General features: G+C 73.8%; 3 protein-coding genes. All 3 read left to right on the forward strand.

The features are described from left to right. Window positions 1-153 precede the first annotated feature (153 nt). The 3 genes from DZF91_RS25630 (at window position 154) to DZF91_RS25640 (ending at window position 2,641) form a co-directional block, all read left to right on the forward strand. Window positions 154-1,344 (forward strand): sensor histidine kinase, encoded by a 1,191-nt coding sequence (locus DZF91_RS25630; protein ID WP_117359773.1) that lies wholly within the window; start codon window positions 154-156, stop codon window positions 1,342-1,344. Between the two features lie 161 nt (window positions 1,345-1,505). Next, window positions 1,506-2,213: a response regulator gene (locus tag DZF91_RS25635; protein ID WP_268915975.1), complete on the forward strand. Its 708-nt coding sequence runs from the start codon at window positions 1,506-1,508 to the stop codon at window positions 2,211-2,213. Window positions 2,214-2,404: 191 nt separating this feature from the next. Beyond that, a complete protein-coding gene (locus DZF91_RS25640) occupies window positions 2,405-2,641 on the forward strand; it encodes a chaplin (RefSeq protein ID WP_117359775.1) in 237 nt (78 codons plus the stop codon). Window positions 2,642-2,804: the final 163 nt, after the last annotated feature.

The following is a 2,804-nucleotide window of genomic DNA, read 5'->3' on the forward strand; positions in this document are numbered from 1 at the left end:
CCGCGCGTCGCGCCCGGACCGGCGGGCGGGCCGCGCGCGGGGGCGCGTCCGGGCAGCGCGCGGGATGCGGTCCCAGGGGCGCTACCTGGGGCGGACGGCGTGTCCGACCTGGGGTTGATCCGGCGCCGACCGGCGCGTACGTACGCTGGCGGCATGGTCGGCAGGCTGTGGGAATGGTGGCGTGGCAGGCGGGCGCTGGTGGACGCCGCGTTCCTCCTCCCGCTGGCGTTGCTCCAGCTTCTCTCGACGCCCGCGGTGCTGGACGACCCGACGAAGGCCTACCGGCTCTCGCCGGTGGCGCTGGCGGCGCTCTCGGCCGTCCTCCTCCTGCCCATGGTCTGGCGCAGGTACCTGCCCCGGCTGACGTTCGCGGCGGTCGCGCTGGTGAGCTTCGCGCAGTGGCTGAACGGCACCCAGGTGCTCATCGCGAACGGCACGGTCCTCGTCGGGCTGTACACCGTCGCCGCGTACTGCGCGTTCCGCTGGGGTGTGGCGGCGCTGGCCATCTGCGTGCTGGGCGCGGTCCTGGAGGCCTACCAGCAGTGGCACGGCGACCTGCCGGGCATGCGCGGACCGGTGTTCGTGTTCGTCGTGGCCGTCCTCGCCGTCTGGGTGCTCGGCCTGCACATCCGGACGCGCCGCGCCTACCTGCGGGAACTCGAGGAGCGCGCGGAGCGCCTGGAGCACGAGCGGGACAGCGAGATCCGGATGGCCCGCAACGCCGAACGCGCCCGGATCGCCCGGGAGATGCACGACGTCGTCGCCCACAACGTCAGCGTCATGGTCGTCCAGGCGGACGGGGCGGGCTACGCGCTCGACAGCGATCCCGGCCGGGCCCGGCAGGCACTGGAGACGATCTCCGCGACCGGCCGGACCGCGCTGGCGGAGATGCGGCGGCTGCTCGGCGTGCTGCGCGACGAGGCCGCGAGCGGCGCCTACGCGCCCCAGCCGGGCCTGGACGAGCTGGACGAGCTGGCCGAGCAGGTCCGGGCGGCCGGGCTGCCGGTCGTCCTGGAGCGCACCGGTTCCCCGGCGGCGGTCTCGGAGGGGCGCGCGCTGGCGATCTACCGGATCGTCCAGGAGGCGCTGACGAACACCCTGAAACACGGGGGACCGCGCACCTCGGCGCGGGTGACCCTGCACTACGGTGACGACGAGGTGACGGTCGCGGTCGTGGACGACGGACGCGGCGCCGCCGCCCCGGACGACGGCCACGGACACGGCCTGGTCGGCATGCGCGAGCGCGCCGCCGTCTACGGGGGCGAGGTGACGGCCGCGCCCCGGATGGGCGGCGGGTTCGCGGTCACCGCCCGCATCCCCGTCCGCGAGGAGGCCAGGGCGTGACGGCACTGATGCCCGGGGCGTGACGCCGCCAGGGGCCGCCAGAGGCGTTGCGAGGAAGACGGGCGGCATGACACCGCCGGGAGCCCGGGCGGCGGGCGAAGGCGGGGCGGACGCCTCGTCAGGGCGAGGGCGGGACGGCTGACGTGAGTGAGGAGAGACGGGTGGACGAGCCGATCGGGGTGGACGAGCCGATCCGGGTGCTTCTGGTGGACGACCAGGAGCTGGTGCGGGCGGGCTTCACGATGGTGCTGGACGCCCAGCCCGACATCGAGGTCGTCGGGGAGGCCGGGGACGGCGCGGCGGCCGTGGAGGCGGTGCGCGCGCGTCCGGCGGACAGCCCGGTCGAGGTCGTCCTGATGGACGTGCGGATGCCGCGCATGGACGGCATCGAGGCGACCCGGCGGATCGTGGCGGCCGGCGGCCCCAAGGTGATCATCCTGACCACGTTCGACCTGGACGAGTACGCGTTCGCCGCGATCAAGGCGGGGGCCAGCGGGTTCCTGCTCAAGGACGCGGGCCCGGCGCAGCTGGTCGAGGCGATCCGGGCGGTGCGGTCGGGGGACGCGGTGGTCGCGCCGAGCACCACCAAGCGGCTGCTGGACCGGTTCGCGCTGCACCTGCCGGACGGCAGCCGGACCAGGGCGGACGAGGCGCTGGCCACCCTCACCGAGCGCGAGACCGAGGTGCTGCACCTGGTGGCGCGCGGGATGTCCAACGCCGAGATCGCCGAGCGGCTCTACGTGTCGGAGGCGACGGTGAAGACGCACATGGGCCGGATCCTGATGAAGCTCGGGCTCCGGGACCGGGTGCAGGCGGTGGTGTTCGCGTATGAGACAGGTCTGGTCAAGAGCGGCCAAAGCGACAACTGACCGTCACGGCGCGATTACCCAATGGTGACTTTTCCTTCTCATTCACGAGTTTGCGGTTCCCTTACGCATTGGTAGCTGAATAACTACCGTACGTGAATGTCGCCGGAAGGTTCGGCGGCGCACGTCATGTTGGTCAGGCCGCCCCGGCGTGCTCCCACGCGGGCGGCGGCCCCACGTACGGGAGGTACCGCATGTTCAAGAGGCTCGCCCTCACCGGCGCTCTCTGCGCCGCCGTCTCGGCCTCGGTCCTGGCCGTCCCCGCGAACGCCGACATCCGCACCGACGGCTCGGGCGGGGTGCTGTCCGGCAACCAGATCATCGCGCCGATCTCGATCCCGATCGACGTCTGCGGCAACGCCGTGAGCGTCCTCGGCATCGCGGGCGGCGGCTGCAAGGGCGGCGCCGCCGTGGGGAACGCCATCGGCTGACCGGCCGTCCGTCCGGTGACACCCCCGTGAGTCCCCGGGCGGAGCCCCGCCGATGACCGTGCGAGCGCCGGAGCCTTCCGAGGTTCCGGCGCTTCCGCATGTCGGCACGTCCTCCGGGGCCCGCTCGCCGCGGTCGCGGGCGTCGGTCGGACGGCGCCCGCTC

Source organism: Actinomadura logoneensis, from assembly GCF_003428695.1.
Lineage (GTDB): Bacteria > Actinomycetota > Actinomycetes > Streptosporangiales > Streptosporangiaceae > Spirillospora > Spirillospora logoneensis.